The 26,294-nt window shown below is 41.0% G+C and carries 28 protein-coding genes, 1 tRNA gene and 1 pseudogene; 14 read left to right on the top strand and 16 right to left on the bottom strand.

The window, feature by feature from the left end:
* The 4 genes from AC6JA8_RS13055 (at position 1) to AC6JA8_RS13040 (ending at position 2,221) form a co-directional block, all read left to right on the top strand.
* Complete coding sequence (locus AC6JA8_RS13055; protein ID WP_497974189.1) at positions 1 to 306, top strand: hypothetical protein; 306 nt, start codon at positions 1 to 3, stop codon at positions 304 to 306.
* A 7-nt stretch (positions 307 to 313) separates the two neighbouring features.
* Entirely contained in the window at positions 314 to 1,318 is a 1,005-nt protein-coding gene (locus tag AC6JA8_RS13050) for a histone deacetylase family protein (RefSeq protein ID WP_497974188.1), read from the top strand.
* 1 nt (position 1,319) lies between these two features.
* Positions 1,320 to 1,673 (top strand): nuclear transport factor 2 family protein, encoded by a 354-nt coding sequence (locus AC6JA8_RS13045; RefSeq protein ID WP_497974187.1) that lies wholly within the window; start codon positions 1,320 to 1,322, stop codon positions 1,671 to 1,673.
* Positions 1,674 to 1,819: 146 nt separating this feature from the next.
* Entirely contained in the window at positions 1,820 to 2,221 is a 402-nt protein-coding gene (locus tag AC6JA8_RS13040; protein WP_497974186.1) for a response regulator, read from the top strand.
* Between the two features lie 17 nt (positions 2,222 to 2,238).
* Here the strand turns inward: AC6JA8_RS13040 and AC6JA8_RS13035 are convergent, their stop codons facing one another.
* Positions 2,239 to 3,600: an HAD-IG family 5'-nucleotidase gene (locus AC6JA8_RS13035; RefSeq protein WP_142409184.1), complete on the bottom strand. Its 1,362-nt coding sequence runs from the start codon at positions 3,598 to 3,600 to the stop codon at positions 2,239 to 2,241.
* 102 nt (positions 3,601 to 3,702) lie between these two features.
* Here AC6JA8_RS13035 and AC6JA8_RS13030 point away from each other — a divergent pair, with 102 nt between their 5' ends.
* The 4 genes from AC6JA8_RS13030 to AC6JA8_RS13015 all read left to right on the top strand — a co-directional run bounded on the left by AC6JA8_RS13030 (position 3,703) and on the right by AC6JA8_RS13015 (position 6,464).
* Positions 3,703 to 5,142 (top strand): thioredoxin-like domain-containing protein, encoded by a 1,440-nt coding sequence (locus AC6JA8_RS13030; protein WP_497974185.1) that lies wholly within the window; start codon positions 3,703 to 3,705, stop codon positions 5,140 to 5,142.
* Between the two features lie 17 nt (positions 5,143 to 5,159).
* Positions 5,160 to 5,235, top strand: a tRNA-Ala gene (locus AC6JA8_RS13025).
* 196 nt (positions 5,236 to 5,431) lie between these two features.
* Positions 5,432 to 5,944 (top strand): nuclear transport factor 2 family protein, encoded by a 513-nt coding sequence (locus AC6JA8_RS13020; RefSeq protein ID WP_497974184.1) that lies wholly within the window; start codon positions 5,432 to 5,434, stop codon positions 5,942 to 5,944.
* 52 nt (positions 5,945 to 5,996) lie between these two features.
* Positions 5,997 to 6,464, top strand: a complete 468-nt coding sequence (locus AC6JA8_RS13015) for a hypothetical protein (RefSeq protein WP_497974183.1) — start codon at positions 5,997 to 5,999, stop codon at positions 6,462 to 6,464.
* Here the strand turns inward: AC6JA8_RS13015 and AC6JA8_RS13010 are convergent.
* The 3 genes from AC6JA8_RS13010 to AC6JA8_RS13000 form a co-directional block, all read right to left on the bottom strand.
* Positions 6,461 to 7,354 carry a chemotaxis protein CheX gene (locus AC6JA8_RS13010; protein ID WP_497974182.1) on the bottom strand — a complete coding sequence of 298 codons (894 nt, stop codon included), beginning with the start codon at positions 7,352 to 7,354 and terminating at the stop codon, positions 6,461 to 6,463. The genes AC6JA8_RS13015 and AC6JA8_RS13010 overlap by 4 nt on opposite strands.
* 116 nt (positions 7,355 to 7,470) lie before the next feature.
* The gene (locus tag AC6JA8_RS13005; RefSeq protein ID WP_497974181.1) at positions 7,471 to 8,751 is read right to left on the bottom strand and encodes an ABC1 kinase family protein; all 1,281 of its coding nucleotides are present in this window, start codon (positions 8,749 to 8,751) and stop codon (positions 7,471 to 7,473) included.
* A gap of 74 nt (positions 8,752 to 8,825) precedes the next feature.
* Positions 8,826 to 10,136, bottom strand: coding sequence for a DUF1554 domain-containing protein (locus AC6JA8_RS13000; RefSeq protein WP_497974180.1), 1,311 nt, complete (start codon positions 10,134 to 10,136; stop codon positions 8,826 to 8,828).
* Between the two features lie 164 nt (positions 10,137 to 10,300).
* On the opposite strand from AC6JA8_RS13000, the gene AC6JA8_RS12995 reads away from it, so the two are divergent.
* Positions 10,301 to 10,888 (top strand): DUF2239 family protein, encoded by a 588-nt coding sequence (locus AC6JA8_RS12995; RefSeq protein ID WP_497974179.1) that lies wholly within the window; start codon positions 10,301 to 10,303, stop codon positions 10,886 to 10,888.
* A complete protein-coding gene (locus AC6JA8_RS12990) occupies positions 10,885 to 11,736 on the top strand; it encodes a class I SAM-dependent methyltransferase (protein WP_497974178.1) in 852 nt (283 codons plus the stop codon). Before AC6JA8_RS12995 ends, AC6JA8_RS12990 begins: the two co-directional genes overlap by 4 nt.
* Before the next feature lie 5 nt (positions 11,737 to 11,741).
* On the opposite strand, the gene AC6JA8_RS12985 is transcribed toward AC6JA8_RS12990, so the two are convergent.
* The 3 genes from AC6JA8_RS12985 to AC6JA8_RS12975 all read right to left on the bottom strand — a co-directional run bounded on the left by AC6JA8_RS12985 (position 11,742) and on the right by AC6JA8_RS12975 (position 14,197).
* Positions 11,742 to 12,086: a hypothetical protein gene (locus tag AC6JA8_RS12985; RefSeq protein WP_497974177.1), complete on the bottom strand. Its 345-nt coding sequence runs from the start codon at positions 12,084 to 12,086 to the stop codon at positions 11,742 to 11,744.
* Between the two features lie 8 nt (positions 12,087 to 12,094).
* A complete protein-coding gene (locus AC6JA8_RS12980; protein ID WP_497974176.1) occupies positions 12,095 to 13,429 on the bottom strand; it encodes a hypothetical protein in 1,335 nt (444 codons plus the stop codon).
* A gap of 132 nt (positions 13,430 to 13,561) precedes the next feature.
* Positions 13,562 to 14,197 (bottom strand): DUF1826 domain-containing protein, encoded by a 636-nt coding sequence (locus tag AC6JA8_RS12975; protein ID WP_497974175.1) that lies wholly within the window; start codon positions 14,195 to 14,197, stop codon positions 13,562 to 13,564.
* Between the two features lie 715 nt (positions 14,198 to 14,912).
* Here AC6JA8_RS12975 and AC6JA8_RS12970 point away from each other — a divergent pair.
* Together AC6JA8_RS12970 and AC6JA8_RS12965 are read left to right on the top strand one after the other, a co-directional pair.
* Positions 14,913 to 14,999: pseudogene (locus AC6JA8_RS12970) on the top strand (SEC-C metal-binding domain-containing protein); the annotation flags it as partial.
* Positions 15,000 to 15,063: 64 nt separating this feature from the next.
* Complete coding sequence (locus AC6JA8_RS12965) at positions 15,064 to 15,267, top strand: SEC-C metal-binding domain-containing protein (RefSeq protein ID WP_497974174.1); 204 nt, start codon at positions 15,064 to 15,066, stop codon at positions 15,265 to 15,267.
* A gap of 69 nt (positions 15,268 to 15,336) precedes the next feature.
* On the opposite strand, the gene AC6JA8_RS12960 is transcribed toward AC6JA8_RS12965, so the two are convergent.
* The 9 genes from AC6JA8_RS12960 to AC6JA8_RS12920 form a co-directional block, all read right to left on the bottom strand.
* Entirely contained in the window at positions 15,337 to 15,543 is a 207-nt protein-coding gene (locus AC6JA8_RS12960; protein ID WP_142409202.1) for a hypothetical protein, read from the bottom strand.
* Between the two features lie 117 nt (positions 15,544 to 15,660).
* On the bottom strand, positions 15,661 to 16,785 hold the full coding sequence (locus AC6JA8_RS12955) for a hybrid sensor histidine kinase/response regulator (RefSeq protein WP_497974173.1): 1,125 nt from the start codon (positions 16,783 to 16,785) through the stop codon (positions 15,661 to 15,663).
* A complete protein-coding gene (locus tag AC6JA8_RS12950; protein WP_497974172.1) occupies positions 16,782 to 17,360 on the bottom strand; it encodes a chemotaxis protein CheB in 579 nt (192 codons plus the stop codon). The genes AC6JA8_RS12955 and AC6JA8_RS12950 overlap by 4 nt, the downstream gene beginning before the upstream one ends.
* Positions 17,361 to 18,185 carry a CheR family methyltransferase gene (locus AC6JA8_RS12945; protein WP_497974171.1) on the bottom strand — a complete coding sequence of 275 codons (825 nt, stop codon included), beginning with the start codon at positions 18,183 to 18,185 and terminating at the stop codon, positions 17,361 to 17,363.
* Between the two features lie 3 nt (positions 18,186 to 18,188).
* Entirely contained in the window at positions 18,189 to 21,671 is a 3,483-nt protein-coding gene (locus tag AC6JA8_RS12940) for a response regulator (RefSeq protein WP_497974170.1), read from the bottom strand.
* A gap of 172 nt (positions 21,672 to 21,843) precedes the next feature.
* Complete coding sequence (locus AC6JA8_RS12935; protein WP_102244224.1) at positions 21,844 to 22,044, bottom strand: hypothetical protein; 201 nt, start codon at positions 22,042 to 22,044, stop codon at positions 21,844 to 21,846.
* 103 nt (positions 22,045 to 22,147) lie between these two features.
* Entirely contained in the window at positions 22,148 to 23,353 is a 1,206-nt protein-coding gene (locus AC6JA8_RS12930; protein ID WP_497974169.1) for an NAD(P)/FAD-dependent oxidoreductase, read from the bottom strand.
* Between the two features lie 73 nt (positions 23,354 to 23,426).
* Complete coding sequence (locus AC6JA8_RS12925; protein ID WP_497974168.1) at positions 23,427 to 23,897, bottom strand: hypothetical protein; 471 nt, start codon at positions 23,895 to 23,897, stop codon at positions 23,427 to 23,429.
* Positions 23,898 to 23,984: 87 nt separating this feature from the next.
* A complete protein-coding gene (locus AC6JA8_RS12920; RefSeq protein ID WP_497974167.1) occupies positions 23,985 to 24,428 on the bottom strand; it encodes a hypothetical protein in 444 nt (147 codons plus the stop codon).
* A 114-nt stretch (positions 24,429 to 24,542) separates the two neighbouring features.
* Between AC6JA8_RS12920 and AC6JA8_RS12915 the strand changes: the two genes are divergently transcribed.
* Together AC6JA8_RS12915 and AC6JA8_RS12910 are read left to right on the top strand one after the other, a co-directional pair.
* Positions 24,543 to 25,772 carry an MFS transporter gene (locus tag AC6JA8_RS12915; protein WP_497974166.1) on the top strand — a complete coding sequence of 410 codons (1,230 nt, stop codon included), beginning with the start codon at positions 24,543 to 24,545 and terminating at the stop codon, positions 25,770 to 25,772.
* A 106-nt stretch (positions 25,773 to 25,878) separates the two neighbouring features.
* Positions 25,879 to 26,205, top strand: coding sequence for an FHA domain-containing protein (locus tag AC6JA8_RS12910; protein WP_102244220.1), 327 nt, complete (start codon positions 25,879 to 25,881; stop codon positions 26,203 to 26,205).
* Positions 26,206 to 26,294 lie beyond the last annotated feature (89 nt).

The raw sequence follows: 26,294 nt of genomic DNA, 5'->3' as shown, positions 1-26,294 counted from the left end.
ATGAAGAAATTCATCTTATCTGCAATCACATTTTTAACTCTGTCATCGCAAGCTTTTGCTTTTGTTCCTCAGATGGAATTCTTCGTGAACCGCGAAGTGGCCACTGCACGCGTATGGAACACAACTTACCGTCCAATCGTTTGTAACGGAAATGCTTTTGGAAGAACTTGGCAGGGTGTTGTTCTTAACTCATGGGTTAACGGACTAGTTATCTACCCAGGTGCTGCTGCAAACGTTTATGTCCACTCGAACTTCTACGATCCAATGGTTCAAGCTTGGGCACAGATCGACTGTCAAATTTGGTAATTCATAAATGATCTTTTATCATCCCGATTGTGATCTACGGTTTAGCGAATATGGAATCGAGATCCCAATCGTGGATGAACGAGCTGCGCACGTTTTTTCTGCCTTAAAATATCTTTATCCTTTTCTTGAATACACCGATTTAAAAACTCTTCCTCGCATTACTCGCGAAGACCTTGAACGCGTTCACAATAAAGATTTTATCCATCGTCTATTGGGAACAGCAGGAGAGAGACAAGGGGAGATTTACCAGTGTTATGAACTCGTCAACGATCAAGGAAAGTTCGAACGCTACAATCCAAAAAATCAAAAACGCGACTGGAAAGAATTGGTAGAAACCATCCTTATGCAAGTAGCGATGACTTACAATTCGACTAAGTACGCACTAAAAAATGGTTTCAGCTATCACCTTGGCGGAGGTATGCACCACGCGATGAGTTTTGCAGGTCGTGGTTTTTGTCTGGTTAATGACATCGTCATTACTCTTAGAAAATTGCAAAATGAAGGTGCCATTAAAACTGCGTGGATCGTCGATGTCGATGTTCACAAGGGAGATGGGGCACCTGAAATTTTACAAAACGATACAACCATCAGAACTTTTTCTATCCACATGAAAGAAGGCTGGCCGCTTAACTCGGGTACAGTCCGCGATCCATGGTTTATTCCATCATCGATCGATGTGGGAATCGAAATAGGTGAGGATGATCAGTATCTCGCGCGTCTGGAGGCCGGCCTTTTAGACATGGAAGAGCGCTTTCCTAATCCAGATGTCGTCATCGTCGTTAATGGCGCTGACCCTTATGAACACGATGAGCTTCCAAGTGCATCTTTCATTAATCTTTCAAAAGAGCAAATGCTTGCCCGTGATAAGTTTCTCTATCAGTTCTTTAAAGAGAGAAATATCCCTCAGTCTTACGTTATGGCCGGTGGTTATGGCACAAAGGCATGGGAAATCTATTTGCAGTTTTTAAAATTTGTTGGAGAAAATTCTTCACTCAGAGTTAAACAGGAATAATATGAATCAAGCTCAGGCCATTATGGAAAAACAAGTTGAAGCCTATAATGAAAGAAATATGGAAAAATTTCTTTCATGTTTTGCTGATGATATTGAATTTTTCAACCTTCATGACTCACAAAGAGTCCTAAATGGGAAAGAGAGCGTAAGAGAGGACTTCACAAAACTTTTTGAATCAAGCCCTAACCTTAGCCTGGTCATTAAAAGTAGAATTGTTTGTGGAAACTATGTAACAGATCATGAAATCGTCCATGGGGCGGCCAGATACCCCAATGGAATTGAGGTTGTCAGCATCAATGAAATCCAGAATGGATTAATCAGAAAGATTTGGTTTACTCCTACAATCATCTATTAGGATTGTTTTTTATCTAAGATAAGTATTCCTTCGTAAATAAAATTTTGCTTAAAACTAACTAAAGTGATTTGCTTCCTCAGTGATTTTTATCGAGAGGAATTTTCTTACCAGTTCAAAGCGTTCGGCCCTTCTATTAGAATGAGGCTATGAGCAAGACAAAATTTAAAATTCTCCTAGTTGAAGACGAACCAATGGTACTGGAAATCCTAAAAGAAGGATTTAGTGCTCAAGGGCACAGAGTGATGACTGCTTCTAGTGGTAACGAAGCGATTGAGATTTTAAAAAAAGAGAGATGCGATATTGTTTTATCCGATCTTAAAATGCCTAATGGCAACGGGATGGATGTCGTAAGCTTTGTGAAGACGATGAAAGCAGCGCCTATCTTTTTCTTTTTAACTGGCCAGTCTGAGTACACGGCTGCCGAGTGCATTGCTGCCGGGGCAAGAAACTATTTCACCAAGCCTTTTGATATCAAAAAATTAATCGGACAAATTGAAAACGAATATAAGATGGAAAGCCTTGGCCTGAAACTCAGCTGTATTGAGTAACAGGCCAAAGAAATAGATTAAGATTCGTGAGGAAGAACGCGGCGGTGAGGACGGAAGTACGTTCTCGGCGAGTATTCAATCAGGTCTGAAACCTTTGTCATATAAATACACGCATACTTTTCTACCTGGTCAGCAAAACGAGACTCTTCAAGACCAGCTCTCATCATCTCTCCCCAATAAGGGTTAAAGAACTGACGGTGCTGTTCTAGTAAATCAGAGATCGTCGAGTTGACCTTATCAATTTCCGCAAACAAGTTGTTTAATTCTTCTTTAGGAACTTCTTCATGGAACTCATGCTTTTTCAGATCGAGTTCATTAAGTTTTGTTTCCAGGTTTTCTTTAATCAACATTTGTTTGTCGATCTCTGCCTGAATAGGAGCGCTCTTCTTAATCGCTTCAATCTCTTCAGCAAGAGGGTCTAAAACCAGAGCAGTTCTCCAGTTAAATGTCTTCTTGATACTTACAACGTCACCGTAGATATGATCCCCAAGATAAAGGATCTCATCTCCTTCAAGGCCCAGGTCTTTTTGCAGTTTTCCGGCAAATCCACCTTGGTAAATCCCTTTTGTGATTTTCCCTTCAGCATTGCTCATAAGCCCTGTTGCCGGGTCAATTGAAAGAAAAGGAGTCTTGATCGTGAAGAATCTTGGCTTACTTGCAAGAGTCACTGTGATCTCAAAAAGCTCCGACCAGTCTTTGTGTTCTTTTAAAAACGGATTGATCGTGTAGTCGAGCAGAAGCTTTGTGTAGTTGAAGTCAGAGTTGGTGATAACTAAAAGTTTTTTACCGTAGCGCTTGTAACGTTCAAACAGTGCTACCACTTCAGGGTCCTGAATGATGAACTGGTCGATGTTGTTGCGCACGTGATTTTTTAGTGTCCCGTCTGAGTGACAAACATCCAGCGCTTCTTTGATTTCAACAGCAAGAGTGTCGAAGTCCGGAAGAGGAAGTCCTTTTTCTTTCAGGTCTACTAACTGCGAGTAGAGAACTCCGTTAGACACCGCAAAGTTTGTATCCAAACTTTGAATGTGTGGATCAGAAAGATCGATGACACCGTTTCCGTAGATGCGTTGTTGCTCTTTGAAATCAAGTGGAGAAAGTCCATGGTAAGACGACTTCACTTTTCCAAAGCGCGAAACCTTTAAAAGATTTCCTTTTGATTTGTCGATAACAAGACCTTGAATAACGCGTTTGAAATCAAATTCAAGTTTTAAAATCTCTGATGGATAGTTCTTATCACTGACAAGTTTTTTTAATGTGGCCTGATGAGTAAATCTCTCGAAGGCCTCCGAGTTGTAACGAACGATCGTATAATCCATGTCAAAGCCAATAGCTTTGATTTTCTTTAGATTAAGAGTACGATTAATGAAAATTCCCATTCTGGGTACCTCTTTTGAAAGTGCAGGGTTGGACAGCATTATATCATATCAGGAAGACTCCGCTCACGTCAATTTTGGTCAAGAATGTATGAGGAGAATCTAATGAAGAATCTATTTATTTTACTTATTCTAACTATTAGTTTTAATACTTTTGCCCAAGGGAAAAACGATACAACGGCCTTAAAGGTGCTCTTAGAAACAGCGCCGATACTCAATACAAAATCGCCACTTAAGGTGGGCGATCTCAAAGGGAAAATCGTTTTGGTCGACTTTTGGACCTATGGCTGCATCAACTGTATGCAAGTGATCCCAGACTTAGATTTCCTGGAAAAAAAATACCCAAAGGACCTGGTGATCCTGGGCGTGCACTCTGCGAAGTTTGACAACGAAAAAGGAAACTTTGAAATTAAGAAGGCCGCTGCTCGTTATGGAATTCACCATCCTGTTATTAATGATTCAAAGTTTGAGATCTGGAATGCTTTTGGTGTGCAGGCGTGGCCTACGTTAGTGCTCGTTTCTCCTGATGGCCGCGTTTATAAAGGTTACTCAGGGGAAGGGCATAGAGATGACCTGGATAAAGACATTGCGACATTAGTGAAGAACTTCAAAGGAAAGATCAATCAAAAGATCGTCGCAGTTGAAGAAGACAATCATAAAATGCGCTTTAAATTTCCTTCAAAGATTATTGAAGTTCAAAGTTTTGCCCTTGATGGAAAGCCTGCGCGCGCGGTTTATTTTTTAACTGATTCAAGTCATCACCAGATTGTCGGTTTAGAAAAAAACGGAACTGAGTTTATGCGCATTGGAAGTGGGAAAGAAGGTTTTACGGCCGAGACTCTTTCTCGTCCTCAAGGAACCGCTTTTAAGGATGGCATTCTTTATATCGCCGATACCGCAAACAATGCTCTTCGCGCTTATGATTTTAAAACAAAAAAACTCTCGACTATCGGCGGAGATGGAAAACGCGGAAGTGTTTGGGCCTCTCCATGGGACGTGAAGTTTACAACTCCAGATGAATTAACAATTGCCATGGCCGGGACTCACCAGCTTTTAGGCTTTAATGTTAAAACAAAACAAACCCGCATTGTCGCCGGAAGCGGAGAAGAGTCGATCAATGATGGGATTTTACCGTTTAATTCACTCTCACAGCCATCAGGTCTTTCACTGGTTAATGGGAAGCTTTACTTTGTCGATGCTGAGACGAGCTCTCTTCGCGTTTTAGAGCACGGAAAGATCACGACCTTGATTGGGAAAGGGCTTTTTGATTTTGGCCTAAAAGACGGGGATAAAGCGACGGCACTGATGCAACATACGACTGGCGTTTATGCGACTGCGGATAAGGTTTACCTGGCCGATACTTATAACAATGCGATTCGCGTTTACGATGTGAAGAGTGGGAAGCTTTCGACTCTGGCCCGTGGGTTAAAAGAGCCTAACGATGTACTCGTTTCCGATGGGAAATTGATTGTTGTGGAAACTGGAGATCATGCGTTAAAGAAAATTGATCTTAAAACTGGAAAAGCTGAAAATTTTATTCAATAATAGGTCTTCACGTAAGTGGGCTCATAGCTCAGCTGGGAGAGCGCAACGCTGGCAGTGTTGAGGTCTGCGGTTCGATCCCGCATGGGTCCACCATTTCTTTTCTTTTTATCCATCTTCGTCGTTAGGCACTCGTCGCGGACTCAGTCACATACTGGGCGTATGCTCCTTCGTCCTTGCTCGGCCTGCCTAGAATCTGGACAAAAATAAAAGAAATGGTAATTCAGGCTGAACTTTTGGGGGCGTTTTAGACTAGTATATTAAATGTCTAAAAAATTTTTTTGAGGGTTGTGTGAAAAAACATATTTTTATTATCGCTATTTCTATCTTTATCTTCTCTAACAATGCCTTCTCTCAAGAAGTTGTCACGGGAGTAAAGAACCCAGAATCACTATTCACAAGCCAGGACCCAAAACTTCATGCAAATAAACAAGTCGTTTATCACATCATTCGCGATTTGCTTGAGGCTAACCGTTGGGACCTCGCAGAGAAATATTTATCTAAAGAGTATCTTCAACATAATCCAAATGCAGCTTCTGGAAGAGACAGTGTTGTTAATTACTTTACAAAAATTAGAAAGGTAAAGGCTTCCGCGATTACTGAAAAGATTGAGCAGTATAAAATCGTGGCGGTATTGGCGGAAGGGGATTTAGTGACTGTGGCCTTTGCTCGTACGGTAAAGGACGAGAAGAATCCGAAGAATGATTACACGACAACTTGGTTTGATATGTGGAGAATCAAGGATGGGAAGGCGGTTGAGCATTGGGATTCGGCCTTAAAAGGCGAGAGTCCAAATCTTAGATAATGCCTCCCTTTGTTGCATTTACACCCCCTAATTCCTCTGCCATATTACGTGCATGTACGAAGTCTTCCTTTTTGTCCATTCATGGTTCCGCTGGATCGTTGTCGTTGCAGGTCTGCGTCTGCTTTTTATCCTGCTTCACGGCTGGATCAAAAAGAAAAAATGGGATGGCTCAGACCAACGAGCACTAAGCCTCTTTAACGAAGTCCTCTCATACCAAATCGCCATGGGGATTTGTCTCTACGGCTTTTTAAGTCCACTTCCTAAAATAGGGTGGAGTGATATGGCGTTTACTCTTCGCGATCCCATCCTGCGTTTTTGGACCATCGAGCATATCACTAGCATGCTTTCTTCAATTGCGATCTTTCATATAGGAAGAGCGATTGCGCTTAAAAAGGCACCTCTGGAAAAGCGCTTTAAAGTCTTATCCATTACGCTTCTTCTCTCAATGCTTTTAATTTTATCTGCTATCCCGTGGCCTTTTTTAAAGTATGGCCGGGACCTGTTTAGAATTGTCTTTTAAATTAATCCCGGCGCGACAGCGAGATAAAATTTCCCAAAATCACACGAGAAAGGAATAACGATAACCACTTTGTATTGGATTTCACCAAGGTGGAGTGAGGGGATGACCATCTCCAGGTTTAGACCATCGTCGGAGAATTTCTTCTTACATTGTCCATAAATGATGTTGGCAAGCTCGCTGGCAAAATCTTTATTTTCATCGGAAATTTTGCTTTGGTTTTCTTGAACGACAATATTGTAGAGAGCAAGGAAAGTCTCTTCTGGAAAGGCGATATAATAGCTACCCTTAAAGTAGGTCGAGGAGATTAATATCCTGGATGAAATCGCGATATTGAGTGGCTCCTTGAGGTTGGACATGAGCATGGGAGCAGAGTGAGTCAGGTTTTTAATTTGTGCCATGTCTGTTAGGACTTTTTTTGTGTTAGTGATAAAGACATTCACAAACTCGAGGTCAATGTTGAGAGGATCGGAGTTTGTTTTTTTGGCAAGTGTTTCGATTTTTCCAACAATTATAATTTGCATTTTTTTGACCAGGTCTTCGTGGTCTAGGGGCATGTGCAAAAATTGTATATTTTTGAGATTGAATTCGTTTGTGATTTCTTGCAGAAGCTCGTAGTCGTCGCAAGCGATGAGAATGGCCGTCTCAATTCCATCTTTTTCACTAAGCATGGAAAAATATTTTAAAATGAAAAAGAGATCTTTTTTTCCAATGTTGGCATTGATGTAAAGACATTTAATCTTTTGCTGGGCCAGAAGCTCGGTGAGTTTTTGGCGGCTACTTAATGAAAAAACATTAATTTTTTTTGCGCTTGCTTTGAGAATTTTCTCTTTAATGAGCTCTCTATCCTCATTGGAACTGTCTATAATGAGGGCATTTCTGTTAAATTCCATGGGGACTTTTCTCTATGATGCTTTTTATATTTAGTTGTCACTTTCTTATCGGCTTTTTTTTAGATTGATTGAATTGATAAACATTAAGTTTTTCCGTTGTTAGCCTGTAGATAACCTTAATGTAAATCCTCGGGGGATATGACTTTTTCAGGGCTTTCCCTGTATTTTAGGATCTGAGGCCAAAGAAGTGAGAGGTCAATATTCACACCGGATTCTTTAAGAAGAGAAAAAAGGCCTCCAATTTTTCGATGTAAAAAAAGCAGGTCTGAATGTGGGTTGCTGATCCTTTGTTTTTTCCAGAGATTCCAGCCTTTTTCCATAAGGCGGGAGGTGAGTCCTGAGTTTTTGAAATTGACAGGGTTATTCTCTGGCTTAAATTGGTTAAATACATCTTTAAGAAAATCCTCAAAAATGTTTTGGGCCTCAAGGTTGTCTTTTTCATAAATAAGACCAAACTTCTCCCCGTATTTAAGAATGTTTTTTCTGTCATGCTCATAGGCAGCTATAAGAAGCTGGGTGTATTCGTCAATAAAGGACGAAGAGAATTCCAGTGTGGCCCCAAAGTCGAGCAGGACAATCCTGTCATCATTTGTGATGAGATAGTTTGCAAAATTAGGGTCTGTTTGCACAGTTCTTAGCTCTATAAATTCCTTTATAAAGAGCTCCAACATGTGTGTGGCCACCTTTTGTTTTCTCTCAAGAGTCACGGCGGGATCCTTGATGAAATCTTTTAAAGGAATCCCTTCAACAAATTGCATACAGAAAAATTCATGAGAGGAATAATCGGCATAAACTTCGGGAACAACGAATTGAGGATGTTGTTTTAAGGCCGCTTTAAAGTAGTGAAAATAATTTCTTTCCCGGACATAATCCATCTCATGGGCCAGGAGTTTTTTTGTTTCTTTGATAACAATTTCCAGGTCGTTGACTTGAGGCCTAATGAGTTTGAAGGCTGCGACTACAGGAAGAAGGAGGCTTAAATCACTGTTGATTGTTTTTTCAATGTTAGGATACTTAATTTTAAAAACAACTTCACCTAATTCATCAATACGAGCACGGTGCACTTGTCCTATACTGCCGGCCCCAAGAGGAGTCGTATCAATAGAGTGAATCTTTTGGATTCTCTCTATCGGGAGATGAGATTTTATAACAGCGTGGAGTTCGTAGAAATCAATGCTTTTTCCTTCCCCCTGAAGAATCTCAAATTTTTGGCGGATATCTTCAGGAAAGTACTCCGAAAAATCCATGCTCAAGAGTTGACCGAATTTTTGAGGAAGCCCTTTCATTTGCGAAAGGGATTCTACTGTCTTGTCGATATTGTTTTGAAAGGCCAGGTTAATCCCGGCCTTAAAGAGTTGAGGGCCTCTGGATAAGAGGCCTGTTTTTATATTTTTCATAGATTACAGAATACGACGAAAAGGATCTTTTGGGACTTAGACAAATCTCATACCAGGCATGAAGAAGCTGATAATTAGTTATAGCCTGGGTAATCAATATACACGTTTTGAGTGCGTTTTTGTTCTACACAAAGAATTTTCTTTTGTGTCGAGCAGTAGGCTTGTGTCCCAGTGTTAACGGCGCTTGTACCTGTTGAATCTCCATTTCCAACAAAGGCAGAGGTTCCATCATTGTTTTTGTTTTGGAAAAATGAACATCCCCCGACAGCGCTGTTAGTAGCGGTGGCCCATGTTTCAGAGAAGCCTGTCCAGTAATCTTCATTAACTCCCGTCCACGAATTTGTCAGAGGGAAATCAAAAATAGCATTGGCGTTTGTCGTACCAATAATAGTAGTCCCATTTTCACGGCGGTATTGAGTATTGGCCTCAAGAATCCATCCTACAGCTTCTCCTGCGCCGTTAGCACAGTTGGCGGTCAAACAAGCAACTCTTCTGGTCACTCCTGATGTCGTGTTGGTCATGACAAGCGCCTTATAAGTGGTGTGCCCATCATCATCAATTCCTTTTGTACTTGCATCGCTTTGGCATTGAGAATCAAAGCGAGTCGCACCATCGGAACCCATTGAGGCTGAACCTGCATCTAGTGCAACACTTGAAGCAAAGATGCGACGGTAGCTTGCTTGAGCATTATATGTTTTTGTTCTCTTGATCATTTCTGCGCATAGAAGAGCGTAAGAGCTATCGCATGTTTCAGAAGACTTTGAAATGGCCAGTGATGAACTAGCTCCAGTATCTCCAATCCTTCCGTTTGACATGAATGAATTGTCTGACCATCCAGAACAGATTGCGCCTGAAGAGATGGCCGTTGCTGAAGAGAGTCCAGTCCAGACATTTTGTCCGGGATTTTCAATTGCATTAGTTAAAGGGAAGACAAAGGCTCCATTGGAATCAGTCGTTCCAATGACAGTCCCATCAGGTCTTCTGTATTCAGCATTTTTTTTAAGCACCCAATCGTTACCAATGCCTCTTAATGATGTCTCACCTAAAACTGCTTTAAAAGTCCCGCTTAGCCCTCGGCTTGTAGCTTCAGTGGCGCAAAGATCATCTCCCTTTGTGATATCTCCAGGGTAAGATCCAGTCCAGGCAAAGGCCCCATTTGTTGTTGCAGTTGTAGAGAATAGGTAACCGTAAGCTTGAGTGACGACTGTCGGGTTTGTGCTACCACCGCCAGAGCCACCACCATTTCCTCCGCCGTTTCCTGTATCAGTTGAGTTTTCAGATGATGATGGTGAAGTGCTTTTTTTCTTTCCCATAAGCTTATCTAATTTGCATCCTTGGGAAAGAAGGGCGATTGTTAGACAGAGTAAAATGCTACGGTATTTCATCAGGGAATCTCCAGGGTAAAGATATTATCTTAAGAATTTTAACAACAGATATTGTTGATTAAAAGTGTGACAAAAAATTCCTAGGAATTTAATGATTTTCGGTTCATCTCTGTTATTACCCGGGTAATATTGACTTTATAATTTAACCCGGGTAATATTGTGACATGAAAACGATAGAAAAAACCACTTTTACGGCCTTTGATGGCCATACGTTACTTTGTCAGGGAGACCTGGTAGAAGTTGTTCTCAAAGTTAAAGGCCATATTGGAAAAGCTTCAAATAGTACTATCTTGATTTTTAGCGATGCAACCGGAAAGACTATTGATTTTAACTTTCATGGAAGTAAGCAAGAAATCATGAAGCGCCTTGAAGTCTACACCACGCCGGGGGCCCTGGACTCATCGGGTCCGGGAAGGCCAAAGTTGGGAGTGGTCTCAAGGGAAGTTTCTCTCTTGCCTCGCCATTGGGAATGGCTGGCCACTCAAAGAGGAGGCGCTTCTGCAACGCTTAGGTTGTTAGTGGATGAGGCCATTAGAAAAGCAGCGAACACTCAAAGTATCAAACAAGTTCAGGACCGCACTTATCAGGTTATGATGATTTTGGCCGGAGATTTACAAGGCTATGAAGAGGCCTTGAGGGCCATGTATAAAAAGGACCGCAAAACTTTTTACAAGCATATCGAGACCTGGCCAATTGATGTGATCAATTACCTGATTCAATCAACCAAGCCTATTTTTGAGGAAGCAAAATGATTAGGGACGTATCAGATACATCGGCATGGGTAACCTATTACCGTGTTTTGGAAACGGAAAGAAAAGATGCCATCTTTAAAGATCCATACGCGAAGGTCCTTCTAGGTGAGGAGCGCGCGAAGTCTTTTGCGAAAGCTCATACGAAAGTAAACAGGTGGACGAATTGGACGGTGGTGATGAGAACTTACATCATCGATCAAATGATTCGCGATTTAATTGCTGACGGTGTGACGACAATTATTAATATGGGAGCAGGTCTTGATAGCAGGCCTTACCGCATGAATTTGGCAACGACTATCAATTGGATTGAAGTCGATTTCCCTCATATTATTGAACATAAAAGTAAAGTGCTGGCAGCTCATGCGCCGACGTGCAAATTAGAAAGAATAGGGATGGATCTTGCTAATCGAGAGGAGAGAAAGAAACTTCTTGAGACTCTGGCCTCTAAAAGTGAGCGCATTGTCGTTTTAACAGAAGGAGTGCTTCCTTATTTAACGGAAGTTCAGGTAGCAGAACTCTCAGAAGACTTGCAGGCCTATCAAAGTTTTCAGTACTGGATTTGTGAATACATTTCCCCAATGTCTTATAAATTTTTAAAGAATCCAAAACAGATGAAGGGGCTTAAAAACTCACCTTTTCAATTTTTTCCTGAAAACTGGAAAGGTTTTTTTGAATCAAAAGGATGGAAGCTTAAAGAGGAGAAGTTTTATTATGAACTCTCTGAAGAGTTAAAGCGATCAACCCCTTTTCCTTTAATGTTTAAGCTCGTGGCTGCAATTAAAGGAAAAGAGTGGGCAAGACCATTTAGAAAAATGTCTGGATACCTCTTATGGGAGAGAGACTCCTAAAGAGATTATTCGTTTCCGCGAATACAAGTAAGGCCAGCGTAGTCTTTTACACCTTGAGCAGATGAAACCTGCACACTAGAAGTAAAACGGTCTCCTGGATTGGCAAAGCTTGAGTCTTTAATAGTTAAACGAACTGAAGCCGCTGGGGTTGTCGTGTTGGCAGCAATAACAGTGTCAAACGTCGCTGTCATTTTTAAGTTCTGAGTAACAGTGTTAAATCCATTTCCAACAATTTTCATTTCAGCTGGATTGCTTGAAACATCAATTGAAAAACCTGCGCCTGCACAGTTATATAGGCTAGCGAAGCTTAGTGTTGGAACAAGAGAAAGAGCGATAATCATTTTTTTCATAAAAGTCCTTACATAGCGATAGTGATAACGTTTTTATTATATTTAATATCTTTTGAAATAATACTTCTCTTTAAAAAATACATAAGCATGCTGACAGATGTAAAGCCGAGAGGCAGCTTTGTGTCTGTAACGGTGATAACTAGTTCATTTTTAGTTTCATTAAAGTTGACCAACCCATAGATTGAAACGCGCGAGTTAAATCCCAGGATTTTTACATCGGCCTGAACGATCAAATCACCAGCAGAAGAGCTGATGGCGATTTTTTTAATCGAGCTTCCTTTTTTATCATCTGGTTTTGTGGTTTTGATTTCCCCAATTGAGATACGGGCGTATGTCGTACAGTCCTTTAAGACCTGGTTTAATTCTAATAAATCAGTGTCAGTTTCTTTTTTGCAGTTTAACAGCATGTCATTGATAAAAGTTGTAGAAGTAGGGTCTGAAAGCGCACCATTATTCAGTGAAAGGTAAACAATCTTATCCTGAACGGTGATGTCTTTAATATCCAGGTCAAATTTACTTTTAGCTTCGTTGTCGATCAAGTTCGCTTTCATTGGAGCAACTTTGATTTTGTTTAAACAGTCTTTTTGAAGTTTATCAATATTCAGGTCTTTTAAAGCAGGGTCTTTCGCACAATCTGCAACGACCTGGCTGGCCTTAATAATGTAAGTGCCATTACTAACTGTTTCAGTCTGATCAAGTTTGAAAGAGAGTTTATCTTTTCTGATATCAAAAGACTTAACGTTTGATTTAAGAGTTGTTTTATCACCAGTTAATGTGTTGAGACCTTTGTATTCTAAAATGGCCGTATCGTTGGCCAGGGCATAACTTCCGTTTAATGTTAAATAGCTCGCACAGTTGGCCATGATGTCAGTCGAGTTTCCGCCAGGAGTTCCTTCCAGAACAGGTGTCTGGCAGTAAAGGCGGAAGTTTTTCATGTTGATGCTATTTTCAGCGTCGACATAAGCAACATGCTCTCCAGCAAGGTTGAGTTGTGTTTCATCGAGAATAAGTTTTGAGTTGGTCAGTTCAAGTGTGTTGATTGTTCCTAGAAGGCTTCCCTCTTCAAGAGTGAAACCGTAGTTACCAAACTGAGTGGTAAATCCAAGGAAGGTTGGTCTGATAAAAATTTGTGAATCAAAAAAATTATTTACGTTATTGATGTTTAAGATAATGCCGTTGTTGTTAACATTGGCACTCTTAAAAATCAGAGTTCCGGCCTTACCTACACCTTTAACAGGGCGTTGAAAACGCAGGCTGTCGATCGTTAGATCGGCCGATAATTTAGTCTCAGCATATGAGCCTAAAGGCATAAGCATAATTATAAAGGGCAGTAGCTTTTTCATAGGGTCTCATCAGGTTAAAATTTGATGTGACCATATCCAAAGGGTGGGGGATTGGGTAGCGCGTATGTAAAAAAGACATTGATGGATGTCTTTAGTTTTTGAGATGTTACGATACTCCCCCAGGAGACTTCACTAGAAGATAGATTCGATTCTTAGTAAGACTCTTTTTTCTTTAGTCACGGAAACAGGAGGAGAAGCATGTATGATGGCCTGACTGAAGGCCGTTGGATGGGCATGACCTTTTAAAAGAGTGATCGTTTTAGGGGGAACCTGCTGAATTTGATCTTGGTTTTTAATGACTTCTTCATTTTTTCCTTTTCCTAAATGTTCACGTCTTACATTTTCTTCATGGGCCCAAAGAGTGCCTGGACCGATAAGGTTGTAGACAAGTCTTAAAGAATTCATATCGCAATGAAAGTATTTGCACATATCTCCCTGAACTTTTTCCAGGCTGAGTCCTAGGTCGGGGGCATCTGAGATATCTGCATAGTGGGAAGTCAGAGTTTTGATGTAGTTGATGAATTCCAGCTTTTCTTCATTGTCATCAAGAATATAGAAAATCTCATCAAGTTGTTTGATTGATTCATCAAAATTGTCTTTTGAAATGATACATTTGAACATTTGGGGAAGTTGCTCGAAATTTTTTTCCAAGTACGTTTTTATGTTTTGAGGCTCAAAGGGAGCGACACTCATAAGAGCAATGTTGTATTCCTTCTGATGGATTAAGTAGAGTTCTTCAAATGTTGTCGCGTTAAGGGCCGTAGGCATATCTTTTCCTCTTTTTGCAATTGATTCGCATTATTCATCTTTGGTGGATATTGCAACTCATTTGCATTTATGTCAAGACTGGCCCGAGGTGTCGTAAATAAATTTTGACCACCATTGCCCCCTGTAGCATACTTGTCATTAGCTATGAGTTTAATTCTACGGGAGAATCGAAATGGCAGTGAAAAAGAAAGTAGCAAAAAAAGCGGCGAAAAAAGCTGCTCCAAAAAAAGTTGCAAAAAAAGCAGCTCCGAAAACAGCTAAAAAAGCAGCAAAAAAAACGGCAACAAAAACTGTAAAGAAAGCAGCAGCGAAAAAAGCAGCACCTAAGAAAGCAGCAAAGAAAGTTGTAAAAAAAGCTGAAAAGAAAGTCGTCGCCAAAAAAGCGGCAACCAAAGCGGCTCCAAAAAAAGCAGCAGCAAAGACGGCAAAGAAAGTTGTAGCGAAAAAAGCGCCAGCAACAAAAGCAGTAAAAGCTCCAGCTAAAAAAGTAGAGACAAAGGCAGCTCCTAAAAAAGCAGCAGCTAAGCCTGTAGTTAAAAAAGCTCCTGAAGCAAAAACGATTTCAATCCCAGTTGGCAGTGCTGAAAATAAAAACATTAAAACAATCGAACAAAACGATTTCCTTAAACTAAAAATCGCTAAAAGCATGCACGATGATCCAAACCCACATGGGCACGAGCATGAGCCAGAAGTAGAGCATGAACCTCTTACTCCAATCGTAAGAGAAACTCCGAAAGTTGGCCGTAATGAGCCATGTCCTTGCGGAAGCGGCTTGAAATATAAAAAATGTCACGGTAAATAGATCCATACGAAGGCCGGTTTTCCGGCCTTTTCTTTTCACTTTCATCTTTGTTACGGAGTCAAAAATGAATTCAACTAAAGAACAAGAAAAAGTCTCTGAAGAGGCTAAAGCGCATGACCATGGTCACGTTCATATTCATGGACCTCATTGCAATCATCACCATCATGAGCCTTTAAAACCGATTATGCGCGATCAACCGAAAATCGGTCGCAATGATCCATGTTCGTGTGGAAGTCAGAAGAAATTCAAGAAGTGTTGTGGAGCTTAATTCACGATAAAGACGGGGAAGGAGAACAAGCCTTCCCCGCCGATTAAAAAGGAGAGTGCCAGAGGCTAATTATTTAGTCGCTGGTTGTTGAGAAGCCGGTTGCGTGGCCGATGGCTGACCTAGCTTCTCCTTAACACATGCCTTTAAATCATTTTTTGTTTTTCCTTCAGCTTTACATGATTCCACTGCTGCTTTTCTTTGTTCTCTGTTGATTTTTGTGCCGGCAAAAGCAGTCATTGAAGTTAGAGCTAAAGCAATCATTAGTGCATTTTTCATATCGTTCTCCTGTGTGTTTATCTAGTCACTCGTTGCGAATAACCAATCTCATGAGTTCATAGTGCGCTCAGGATATTAATAAGAAATTTAATTGGGATTAAAAAAAATTAATGCCTTTTACTCGCTAACTGCAGGAAAAGAGACAATGAACATTGTTCCTTTACCTAAGTTGCTTTCTACGGCAATGGCGCCTCGGTGAGCATCCATAATCTGTTTGGCAATATAGAGACCCAACCCCAGACCACTGATGTGCTCACTATTGCTTCCTCTTTTAAAGCGTTCAAAAACACTTAGAAGTTTTTCTTTTGGAATTCCCGGGCCTTCATCTTTGATTTTTAAGATGGCCTTGTCGCCTTCTTGTTTTAAGCTCACTTCCAGATTAGAGCCTGGAGCGTATTTGAAAGCATTAGATAAAAGATTAACGACAACCTGTTCGGCCCTGAATGGATCACAGTAAACCATAACGGGTTCCTGGATATCGATCTTAATCGTTTTCATTGCCGTTAGTTGGTCTGAATAACGATCGAGAACTTCAGTCATGAGTGTTGAAAAGTTTGCTTTCACTGGCTCAACAGTCAGAGTTCCAGCGCGGATTTTTGTGGCATCCAGAAGATCGTCAATTAAATGGGTAAGTTTATCGAGCTGTTTACTGGAATTAGTGAAAATCTTTTTAAGCTTTTCTGAGGTGAAAGCTTTCATATCCAGCTTTTCATAATTTCTTAGCGCCAGTTGGTTTTGTAGGCGCAGGGATGTGATGGGTGTTTTTAATTCGTGAGAAGCGATTGAAAGGAAATCATCGCGCCATTTCAGTGCTTGTGAGAGCTGGTCAATCTGATTTTGGATGATGAGCTTTTGCTTTTCGAGTTCTTTAAAAACTTTCACCTTACTTTTTACGATTCTGATATCCAGAGGTTTGTATAGGAAATCTACTGCACCGGCATCGTATCCCATAAAAGTGTGTTGGGCATCGATGGCCCCGGCGGTAACAAAGATGATAGGGATTGATTTGGTTTTTTCTTTCCCGCGCATTAATTCTGCCAGCTCAAATCCGTTCATTTCCGGCATTTGAACATCGAGGATCGCAAGAGCGAAGCCGTGAACTAAAAGCAGTTCAAGGGCCTCAACTCCAGATTGAGCTTTGTAAATGTTGACATCTTTTTCCTGAAGAATGTTTTCTAACGAAATCAGGTTTTCAGGTTTGTCGTCGACGATAAGGATGTTGATGGTGTTTTCAGTACTCATAATGTTCCTTCTAATCCGGCCAGGAATGCGCCCATTTCCTTAATGGACATCACGTAATCCGGATTGGCCTTTTTAAATGCCGCTTGAGGCATTGTCTGGTATTCAGCATCGCGAAGGTCTTGAGTAATCGCGAGTCCTTTAAAATGTTTTATAGTCCAAAGCCCTTGGGCACCGTCTTCATTGGCGCCAGTAAGAACGATTCCTAGAAGAGAGCTCTTATAGGCTTCAGCCGCTGTCTCCATTGTGATGTCGAGAGAGGGGCGAGCGTATTGAATTTTCTCCTCAGTTGAAAGACTGAAAGTGAAGTCATGCTCAACTAATAGGTGATAATCCGCAGGGGCAAAATAAATATGCTTAGGCATAATCGGTTCTTTTTCATCAGCTTCCTTTAACGTCACTCCCGGAGGAGTGTAAAAAGCATTAGGGATAAACCGGTATTCTCCCAGGTGGAGAACGGCAATAATGGGAATAGAAAAGTTTGCAGGAAGTCCCTTGAAGAGAGCGTTGAGTGCAGTGACTCCTCCGGCCGAAGCACCGACAAAAATGGCCTTAATATGAGGCTTGTGGTGTTTCATTTATTTAAGCTTCCTGTAAATTCTTTCGTTGTTGGCCCATGGTTCAAAGGCCGCGCCTAATGATGAAAATTTTAAAGTTTCTTTAGAGCCGATTCCTAAAAATCCTTTCATCGAAAGCGAGTCGTGAAAAAGACTGATGGCGCGGTTTTGTAATTTTTTATCAAAGTAAATGAGTACATTTCTACAGGAAACAAACTGCATTTCAGAAAATACTGAATCCGTCGCCAGGCTATGGTCAGCGAAAATGATATTCTTTTTTAAGGCTTGATCTATGGCCGCGGCATTGTAATCGGCAGTGTAGTAGTCGGTAAAATGATGAAGACCTCCGGCCTCCTGATAATTTTGGGTGTACTTCTTGATATCTTCCAGGCGGTAAATGCCTTGCTGGGCCCTTTCAAGAGAAAGAGGGTTGATGTCCGTTGCATATATCATCACGCGATCTAATAAACCTTCTTCTTTGAGAATGATGGCAAATGAATAGGCTTCTTCACCTGTGCTGCAGCCAGCGACCCAGATTTTAATCGAGGGGTAAGACTTTAGGTAGGGGACAACTTTTTCTCTGAAGGCCTTAAAGTAAAGGGGGTCTCTGAACATTTCGGTTGTCGAAATAGTCATGTGCTGAAGAATGGCGGTGAAAAATTCCGGCTCGTGCAGGACTTTCTCCTGAAGGGCCGAAACTGTTTTTATATTGTGAGTGATCAGGGCGTTAGAAAGTCTTCTTTTAACTGAGGCAAGACTGTATTGTCTGAAGTCATACTTGTACTTCATGAAGACGGCTTCAATAAAAAGCTTCACTTCAATGTCGAAGACTTGTCCTTCAGTCATTTCTTATAATCGTCCATTCTGAGGCATCCATACTCTTAAGAGAGAAAGGAGCTTGGTTAAATCAACTGGTTTTGCCAGGTAGTCGTTGGCCCCGGCCTCGCGGCATTTTTCCTGGTCATCGGCCATTGCTTTTGCGGTAACAGCGATGATGGGAAGTTTAGCAAAGCGCTGGTCTTTTCTGATTTCTCTGGTTGCGGTGTAACCATCCATCTCCGGCATCATGATATCCATTAATACCAGGTCAATTCCCAGGTCATTTTTTACTTTATCAAGGGCCTCTTTTCCGTTTCTTGCTGTCTCAACAACCGCACCTTGTCCTTCAAGAGCAGCACTTAGGGCAAAGATATTTCTGACGTCATCATCGGCCAGGAGAATTTTTTTGCCTTCAAAGATTTTTTCTCTATCGCGGAGTTTTTGCAGCATCTTCTGGCGTTCTTTAGGAAGCTTGTCTTCTACCTGGTGAAGAAAGAGACTGACCTCGCTAAAAAGTCTCTCTGGAGAGTGGGCACCTTTTAAAATAATCGACTGCGAGTATTTCTGCAGTTTTTGTTCTTCGCTTTTAGAAAGATCTTTTCCTGTATAGACAATAACTGGAGGCGAGTAGATGCCTTCGGTGCCTGTCATTTTTTCCAGGAGCTCATAACCAGTCATGCCCGGAAGATTCAGATCCAAAATCATACAATCGAAAGTGTGCTTTTTAAGTGACTCAAGAGCATTTGTTGCATTTTCGGCCATGACGACTTCGACCGTTTTATCTTGAATTAATTCTTTAATACTTTCTCTTTGAACTTTGTTGTCTTCAACAACCAAAACTTTTTTCAAGCTGTGAGTGAGTTTTTCTTCCATCTTGGCAATGGCCGTCTTGATGTCATTGAGAGAAACCGGTTTTTTCAGGTAACCTACAGCTCCCATTTTTAGCGCCATATTGGCATGATCTAAAGCTGAGATGATATGGATAGGGATGTGGCTGGTTTTTGGGTTGCTCTTTAGATCATCAATGACCGTCAGACCACTTCTGTCCGGCAGGTGCATATCAAGAAGAATGGCCTGAGGTAAATACTCTTCAGCGGTTTTTATGGCCTCAGCTGCTGTCTGGGCGACAAGGCAGTTAAACTTAAGCTCATGGCTTAGGTCGTATAAAATTTTAGAGAAATTAGTGTCATCTTCTACGACGAGAAGGATTTTAATTTTATCGTTGATTCTATTTCTATCGTCTTCAAAAGGAAGAGATTTGTATTCCATTGGAGGAGGCTCTTTTGCTTTTGGCGCGATGGTCGGAGTGGGAGCAATCACTGATTTTTCCAAGCGCGAGGGAAGAACAGCTTCTGGCAGAGTATCCACATCGTGTTTTTCCGGAAGATTAAGAGTGAAGATACTTCCTTTTCCAGGCTCACTGCTGACAGAAATTGTTCCACCCAGGAGTTTTGCCAGGTCTTTTGAAATAGTAAGTCCAAGACCCGTTCCACCGAAGCGGCGGCTAGTCGTCCCATCTGCCTGCTTAAAAGCATCAAAGATAATTTCTTGCTGCTCAAAAGGAATACCAATTCCTGTATCAATGACAGCAAATTCAATACGGCCATCTTTTTTCGTAACACGAATAGTGACAGAACCTTTTTCAGTGAACTTAATAGCGTTTGATACCAGGTTTTTTAGAATCTGCTCTAATCTCTGGCGATCCTGGAAAATAGTGGTAGGGATACCTGGTGCCAGGTTAATTTTAAATTCAATGTTTTTATTGTTGGCGATAGGCTTAAACAGTCTTTCTAAACTTTCAGAAAAATCTTCTAAGATAATATCTTCAGGTTCAAGGTCTATTTTTCCGGCCTCAACTTTTGAGAGGTCGAGAATATCATTGATCAGGTTAAGCAGGTCATTACTCGACGAGAAGATCGTTTGAGCAAATTCTTTTTCTTCTTCTCCCAGTCTTCCTCGCTTATCTTCAAGCAGTAGCTGAGAAAGAATCAATGTACTATTTAACGGTGTCCTTAACTCATGAGACATGTTGGCAAGGAATTGACTTTTATACTGGCTTGATTGCTCCAGCTCTCTTGCTTTATGTTCAAGCCTCAACTGTGTTTGGCGAAGCTCTTCGTTTTTGCGATTAACTTCATCGGCCTGATTTTCAAGTTCAAGACTTTGCTTGGCCAGCTGCTGGTTCGTTTGTTCAAGTTCAGACTGTTGCAATTCAAGTTTTAACTGAGATTCTTTAAGAGCATTGGTTTGCTCTTCAAGTTCTTCGTTATTGGCCTGAAGTTCTTCTTGCTGGGCCTGGAGTTCTTCTGTTTGTCTTTGTGATTCTTCCAGAAGGTTATTAAGTGTCGCACGGTACTCAGCAGAGCGAAGAGCGATTGCGATACTTTCAGCGACTTCATCTAAGTATTCCAGCATTCTGTCAGAAACGCGGTCCAAAAATCCGATTTCCAACACACCTTTGATCGTTTTTTCTGCAATCAAAGGAAGAAGAACAATTTGATTTGGTTTTGCAGTCATAACAGTTGAAGAGACTGTGAGGTATTGCTCAGGAACGTCTGAAATCACGATGAGGCGTCTTTCCAGAGCTGTTTGCCCGACAAGACCTTCACCGAATTTTACAATGGCCGTCTCCGGGTCTTTAGTGAAAGCATAAGTGCCGGTTCTACGCAACATACCTGATTCACTATTGTAAAGAGCACCCACTTTTCCATCGAGACGATTGCAGAGATACTTAAGAACTCTATTTGAAAGCTCTTCAACGGAAATATCTCCACTGATATTTTCCATCAATCCGGTTTTTCCAGTCTGAATCCATTCCTGAGCTTCCAGGATTTGGTTTTGTTCAACCTGTTTTTGAATAACATTGTTGTAAGTTGAAGAAAGAGAGGTCAGCTGTCTTCTCGTGAAAACAGCAATAGCAACACCGCCAATGATACTGCAGCCAAGGATAACTGACAGGGCCAGCTTGATGGTTTCTTGGGTTTCTTGATTTCTTTTGTCGCGAAGAATAGTTTCAACTTCATCAAAGCGGGTGAAGATGGCGCGAATGGCGTCCATGCGCTTTTTACCTTCGACGGCCGGAAGAATTTTTTCAATATCTTTGTTAGAGTGTCTTAGCTCAATGGCCTTGGCTCCGTACTCATTCCAGGCATTAAAAGCAATCTGCATATCTTTTGCACGATTGGTTTGCCCGAGGTTGTCTTCGGTCATCGCAATGAGCTTGTTGAATTGTTCCGGACCTCTTTCCATTGTGTTGTTATAGGGCTCAAGATAGGATTCATCACCTGTGAGTAGATATCCTCTCACTCCAGTTTCTGCATTAACTATCAATTTCATATTCTCATTGACCTGTCGTAAGACACGGGCACTTTGAACAACCAAGTGATTGGCCGCTAAAAGTTGAAAGATGATATAGACAAAAATTCCTGAAAGGATAAAGGAGCCGACAACTGGAATGACAACGGTACGAGTGCTAAAACGTTTGAAAGTGTTTGGATCAATTGCGTGTTTCATTTGGCAAACTTATCACTTGATTCGAGAAGTTTAAAGTTTAAACCTTTATATGCAACGAATAATTCTTATAAGAGATTGGATATAGAATAAGCTTTTTCATTGGGCAGAGCGTGTAGGAAAGGTGGGAAGTATAACTTCCCACCACTGTCTCTATGAGGGGGGAGAAGATCTACTATTTATTAACAGTAGATTGTGTAGATGGTTGGGCAAGTTTTTCTTTCACGCAGTTCTTTAATTCCTTTTTGATTTTGCCTTCGGCCTTACAAGATTCGTATGCTACTTTTCTTAGCTCTTTATTATGTTCAACTTTTGTCCCAGCAAAAGCGCTCATTGATGAAAGTGTTAAGGCCATGATTACTAGTGCATTTTTCATAAATCTCTCCTTCGATGAAAGTCACTCACCATGAATGGCTTTGTTCATGAGATCATCTTGCTCTTCATAGATTAAGAAGAAATTTAAAAAGGATTAAAAGAATTTAATGTCGGTTAAAGGCAAAAATCTCTACATTTTCATTCGATTTTTCACGGATTAAATCGGCAATAATATGGGCGGCAATTAAACTATATGTAATGCCATTTCCTCCAAAACCCAGTGAAAAATAGGTATTTCTTCTCTCTGGAATACTCCCAATATAGGGAAGACCGTCTTTAGTGCCACAAAAAATTCCGGCCCAGGAAAAATCAGTTTTAAAAGGAATATGTGGATAGAGTTGCTTGAAATTTTCTTCAAGTGCTTTTTGTTTCATTGGAAGTTTCATATCTCTTCTTCGAGGATTGTGGGAAGGATCGTCTTTTCCTCCAATGAGGATTCGTTTGTCATTGGTTGTTCTAAGATAGAGATATGGTTCTGCCGTTTCCCAGATCAGGGATTCTTGGTGCCAGAAGAGTTTTTCATCCATGACTTCACTTAAAATAGCATAGGTTGTTTTAGGGATTTCAACTTTTTTGGGAAGATATTTTTGAGATTCATAGCCGCAGGCAATGATGAGCTTTTTGGCTTCAATGTTAAATCCTGTACTGCATTTTAAAGTGACACTCTTTAGATGGTGGACGATATCCAGCACAGTTGTATTGTCAAAGACGCGAAGATTGTTTTTTATATGAGTAGAAATGAGAGAGTAAGTCAGTTGAAATGGATCGAGGACCGCGCCGTGTTTAGAAAAAATCCCTCCGAGTTTATTAAAAGAAAAACGTTTTTTGATATCTTGAGAAGTGAGCCATTCGGTGTCTGAAATATGATAAAGTCTTCTAAGCTCTTCTTCTTTGATGTGATCACTTAGATGGGACTTTGAAGAAGTGAATTGAAAACTCGGGCGGCGCTTGAATCCCGCTTGGGGGTATTTCTTGGCAAGTGCCTCAAGATGAGCAATGGCCTCGACGCAAAGTTTGTAGCTTTGAACTGCGTGGTCGACTCCGCGTTTTTTGATTAGTTCACGAAGAGGAGTATCTATCTCGTATTGGATGAGGGCCGTGCTTGCGGCCGTACTGCCAAATCCACAATGTCGTTTGTCCACCAAGATGACGTCAAGGCCCATTTTACAGAGAGTATCTGCCATAAGTGCTCCGGAAATACCGGCACCCATGATCGCAATATCGCATTTAAGTGATTGGTTGAGTGAGGGAAAAATCCCCAAAAGTCCATTTTTGATAGGCCAGAAATTTTCAGAAGAGTGTAAATCCATCGTTTTCTCCAAAGGAATTATTCCTAAGGAAAAAGATTGCAAAAAAAAGGCCCGCTTAAAGCGGGCCTTAGTATTAGAAGCCTCTTAGGCGGTTTTCAATAACTGCTTTGTAGATCTCTTGGTGCTCTGCTGATTTTGGATCGATGATTTTGCGAACTTCTCTTAGAGTTCTGAAACCATTGTCTAATCTCTTCTTATCAAGAGCTTTAATTTTGTTTCTTAGAGTGTTGAATTCTTTCTCGTTCATTTTTGGAGCAAGAACAGTTTCAATCATTACAACTTTTGTCTTTTCGATTTCTTCTGTAATTTCTTTGCGCTCAGCTGCTGCTTTTTCTTCAAGAGCAAGAAGCTTCTCTTTTTTATCTTGAGAAAGAGTAGACGCCTGGATTTGTTCTTTTACTGTGTGCTCAATTGACTTTGTCATTGAAGCAGGAACAGCTTTTACTTCTTGTTCTACTTTTTCAGTTGTTGTTTTGTTGCTTGCACAGCTTGAAACCACAAGTGCTGCGGCCATCATAGCGATCAGGGATAAACTCTTCTTCATAAAATCTCCAAAAAATTGTTATGCCCAATACTATATAAGATATTTAGAAAAAATGAAGATAATAAGTAGAATGTCGCAGTGTGAGAATTAGTCTATTACTTCAATGATGGCCGTGGTCGCGGTCAAAGAGCTTTGGTTGTATTGCAGAATGCGCACTTTGGTGCCTTCTTTTAGAAAAAGCGCGCTATTTTTATCGACACCGCGAATGATGTCAGCGGCCTTGGTGTACATATACGTGTCTTTAGTCAGTTTTAAAACTGTCCCAGGTCTTACAATAAAGTCGCCAATTGGTGTCCAGTCTTTTTGGATTAATCTATCTCGTTCCATGTCTTCACTTAAAACATACTTAGCTGAAGAGATCTCTTCCCTTAATGTTTTTGTTTTTCCTAAAAAGATAAAGCCGATACTCTTGGGTGTTGAAATAATATTTGTTGTTCCTGAAGCGGGGATTCTTTCTGACTCTGAAAACTGAGCGCATCCAGTGCCAAGGAGTAATAGAGAAAACAACAATACGGTATTTGATTTTTTCATGAGAGTTCTATCGGATAAAAGCGCCTTTAAATAAATACTCCAGAATAATAAAAGTGCTTCGCTCGGGTATGTTTCTCGAGGCGACTTTGTGAAATAAGTGCTAATTTATCCTTCATGATCAAGGCACTTAAACAGCCTCAAATTTTGCGTCTCTGGTTCGGCCAGGCCTTCTCTTCTGTTGGCGATGAGATCTACCGCGTAGGTCTTATCTGGCTTGCTGTAGGCCTGATGGGTCCTGATACTGGTTATCTGGCAGCAGGGCAGACTGCTTCACTCATGTTGCTTTCTTTTATCGGTGGCAAGTGGGCCGATCGCTGGAACCCAAGGCGAACAATGATCAGTGTGGATTTCATCCGTGCACTGATTGTTCTTACTCCTGTTATCGTTTCTTTTTTTATGCCAACACCACTCGTCTTATTGTGGGTGATGGCCTTTACACTTTCCGGGCTCAGTGCTTTTTTTGATCCCGCCACTCAAGGGCTGATTCCCATTCTTGCCGGCAGCACTGAGCTGATGCAGTCAACGAATGGTTTAATGAGTACCACGATCCGCATGGCCCGCATGATTGGTCCGGCCATCGTTGGACTTTTATCTGCCTTTATCCCGATGATTCATTTCTTTACTATTGATGCTGTGACATTTTGTGTGTCAGCTTACTGCGTTTACTCGTTAAAGAAATACATCCCGCCGATGGATTATTCGAAGATACCCAAGAGCAATTTCAAAACGGCAGTGCTCTCTGGTTTTCACCTGGCCCGCGGTGTGCCGGGAATGAGTTATGTTTTCTTTTCTAAGGCCGTCACGGCCGGTTGCTGGAATTTGGTTATCGCGATTGGCTTTCCACTTTTAGTGCATGAGATGAGTGGCAATGACCCCCGTTATTTCGGATTGGTGATGGCCTCATACGGAGTAGGAAACTTTATTGGCGCCCTTTACTTTGGGAATATGGAAAGAAAAAGATTATGGGAGCTTTATTTTTACGGGCTTCTCTTTTTAGGGATAGGCTTTATTTTGATTGGACTGGCCCCTGATGTTGAGTGGATTATCCTGGCCTCAGCTTTTGCTGGATTCTTTGGACCGATGAATGATTTGGCCTTCATTGATATGCTTCAGAAGAAATTTAAAGTGCAGGACTTGACTAAAATGTTTCGACTGCGCCTGGCCTCAGAGTCGACAATGACTTTGTTTTTTACACTCATATCACCTTGGTTGATTCGCACGACATCAATCCGAACGTCTATTCTCATTGGAGGAAGTATCTGGCTTATTTGTGCTGTTGTGGGATTTTTGATGCATAAAAGTTTTCACAAATCTTATCAAACTTCACAAGAGCTTCATTCATAGAGGTTAATCCTTTCAGTGACCGAGTAAGAAGTCGGTCAAAAAAAATCTTTTCACAATTGACAGTAAATTATCTCAGGTCAATGATTAACAATAGAGGAGTCATTGCATGTCTATTCATATTGCTTTTTATCAAGGCGAGATGAAGCTCACAACTGTTGAGCTAAAAAAGAAAACCTATCTTGGCCGCAGCCAGGAAAACGATATTGCTATTGATGATCCTAGCCTTTCTTCAACTCATTGTATGATTGAGATTGATCCCAATAATTTTATTCAGGTCTATGATCTCAATTCAAAAAATGGAATCCACTTTGGCGGAAAGCGTGTGGCCTCTCATACTTTACTGGTGGATCAGCGTTTATATTTTGGTTCGCACCACATCATGATCGAAAAGCAGTTTTTAACTCCCGAAGAGGCCCAACGTTTACGTGCTTAAAATAATTTGAGTCGCGTTATCTCACGAAATACTTTACGATTTAAGTCGAAATACTAATGTTTGACCATTCAAACTCTTTCTAATACACT

The sequence above is a fragment of the Bacteriovorax sp. HI3 genome (assembly GCF_059738875.1).
This window is presented reverse-complemented; position numbering and strand designations above follow the sequence as displayed.

What these genes read in the sequence shown, in the direction of transcription:
- AC6JA8_RS13055 (WP_497974189.1), top strand. Translation starts at nt 1, where the DNA reads ATGAAGAAATTCATCTTATCTGCAATCACATTTTTAACTCTGTCATCG.
- AC6JA8_RS13050 (WP_497974188.1), top strand. Translation starts at nt 314, where the DNA reads ATGATCTTTTATCATCCCGATTGTGATCTACGGTTTAGCGAATATGGA.
- AC6JA8_RS13045 (WP_497974187.1), top strand. Translation starts at nt 1,320, where the DNA reads ATGAATCAAGCTCAGGCCATTATGGAAAAACAAGTTGAAGCCTATAAT.
- AC6JA8_RS13040 (WP_497974186.1), top strand. Translation starts at nt 1,820, where the DNA reads ATGAGCAAGACAAAATTTAAAATTCTCCTAGTTGAAGACGAACCAATG.
- AC6JA8_RS13035 (WP_142409184.1), bottom strand. Translation starts at nt 3,600, where the DNA reads ATGGGAATTTTCATTAATCGTACTCTTAATCTAAAGAAAATCAAAGCT.
- AC6JA8_RS13030 (WP_497974185.1), top strand. Translation starts at nt 3,703, where the DNA reads ATGAAGAATCTATTTATTTTACTTATTCTAACTATTAGTTTTAATACT.
- AC6JA8_RS13015 (WP_497974183.1), top strand. Translation starts at nt 5,997, where the DNA reads ATGTACGAAGTCTTCCTTTTTGTCCATTCATGGTTCCGCTGGATCGTT.
- AC6JA8_RS13010 (WP_497974182.1), bottom strand. Translation starts at nt 7,354, where the DNA reads ATGGAATTTAACAGAAATGCCCTCATTATAGACAGTTCCAATGAGGAT.
- AC6JA8_RS13005 (WP_497974181.1), bottom strand. Translation starts at nt 8,751, where the DNA reads ATGAAAAATATAAAAACAGGCCTCTTATCCAGAGGCCCTCAACTCTTT.
- AC6JA8_RS13000 (WP_497974180.1), bottom strand. Translation starts at nt 10,136, where the DNA reads ATGAAATACCGTAGCATTTTACTCTGTCTAACAATCGCCCTTCTTTCC.
- AC6JA8_RS12995 (WP_497974179.1), top strand. Translation starts at nt 10,301, where the DNA reads ATGAAAACGATAGAAAAAACCACTTTTACGGCCTTTGATGGCCATACG.
- AC6JA8_RS12990 (WP_497974178.1), top strand. Translation starts at nt 10,885, where the DNA reads ATGATTAGGGACGTATCAGATACATCGGCATGGGTAACCTATTACCGT.
- AC6JA8_RS12985 (WP_497974177.1), bottom strand. Translation starts at nt 12,086, where the DNA reads ATGAAAAAAATGATTATCGCTCTTTCTCTTGTTCCAACACTAAGCTTC.
- AC6JA8_RS12980 (WP_497974176.1), bottom strand. Translation starts at nt 13,429, where the DNA reads ATGAAAAAGCTACTGCCCTTTATAATTATGCTTATGCCTTTAGGCTCA.
- AC6JA8_RS12975 (WP_497974175.1), bottom strand. Translation starts at nt 14,197, where the DNA reads ATGCCTACGGCCCTTAACGCGACAACATTTGAAGAACTCTACTTAATC.
- AC6JA8_RS12965 (WP_497974174.1), top strand. Translation starts at nt 15,064, where the DNA reads ATGAATTCAACTAAAGAACAAGAAAAAGTCTCTGAAGAGGCTAAAGCG.
- AC6JA8_RS12960 (WP_142409202.1), bottom strand. Translation starts at nt 15,543, where the DNA reads ATGAAAAATGCACTAATGATTGCTTTAGCTCTAACTTCAATGACTGCT.
- AC6JA8_RS12955 (WP_497974173.1), bottom strand. Translation starts at nt 16,785, where the DNA reads ATGAGTACTGAAAACACCATCAACATCCTTATCGTCGACGACAAACCT.
- AC6JA8_RS12950 (WP_497974172.1), bottom strand. Translation starts at nt 17,360, where the DNA reads ATGAAACACCACAAGCCTCATATTAAGGCCATTTTTGTCGGTGCTTCG.
- AC6JA8_RS12945 (WP_497974171.1), bottom strand. Translation starts at nt 18,185, where the DNA reads ATGACTGAAGGACAAGTCTTCGACATTGAAGTGAAGCTTTTTATTGAA.
- AC6JA8_RS12940 (WP_497974170.1), bottom strand. Translation starts at nt 21,671, where the DNA reads ATGAAACACGCAATTGATCCAAACACTTTCAAACGTTTTAGCACTCGT.
- AC6JA8_RS12935 (WP_102244224.1), bottom strand. Translation starts at nt 22,044, where the DNA reads ATGAAAAATGCACTAGTAATCATGGCCTTAACACTTTCATCAATGAGC.
- AC6JA8_RS12930 (WP_497974169.1), bottom strand. Translation starts at nt 23,353, where the DNA reads ATGGATTTACACTCTTCTGAAAATTTCTGGCCTATCAAAAATGGACTT.
- AC6JA8_RS12925 (WP_497974168.1), bottom strand. Translation starts at nt 23,897, where the DNA reads ATGAAGAAGAGTTTATCCCTGATCGCTATGATGGCCGCAGCACTTGTG.
- AC6JA8_RS12920 (WP_497974167.1), bottom strand. Translation starts at nt 24,428, where the DNA reads ATGAAAAAATCAAATACCGTATTGTTGTTTTCTCTATTACTCCTTGGC.
- AC6JA8_RS12915 (WP_497974166.1), top strand. Translation starts at nt 24,543, where the DNA reads ATGATCAAGGCACTTAAACAGCCTCAAATTTTGCGTCTCTGGTTCGGC.
- AC6JA8_RS12910 (WP_102244220.1), top strand. Translation starts at nt 25,879, where the DNA reads ATGTCTATTCATATTGCTTTTTATCAAGGCGAGATGAAGCTCACAACT.